The 271-nt window shown below is 50.6% G+C and carries 1 protein-coding gene; it reads left to right on the top strand.

All coding sequences use genetic code 11. The features are described from left to right. Positions 1–271 (top strand): hypothetical protein (locus tag VJI77_RS07520; protein WP_323988976.1); only part of this gene is annotated, 271 nt, incomplete at both ends.

The raw sequence follows: 271 nt of genomic DNA, 5'->3' as shown, positions 1-271 counted from the left end.
CCATCCTTAAGGAAAAGACTCTTTCGCGTTGGCCCTGGCAGCCTCCTAGAAAGCTTCTGCAAGATGATGCCAATGCAAAGCGCGAACAGTACGACGGCTATTTCCACGTACGTGCATGGCTTCGAGCTGTAGCAAAGTCGCGAGCCCATTGTATTGTAGTCACTGATCTACGCTTCCCTGAAGAGCTGCAGATTCTGCATGAGATGCACAATGCATGGATTGCATGGGTAGATAGGCAGGAAGCACAACGCCGTCTGGAGGAATCCATAAA

This window comes from Parvimonas sp. D2, assembly GCF_035282635.1.
Lineage (GTDB): Bacteria > Bacillota > Clostridia > Tissierellales > Peptoniphilaceae > Parvimonas.
Note: the sequence above shows the minus strand (reverse complement) of the source record. Positions and strands in the feature narration are given on the sequence as shown.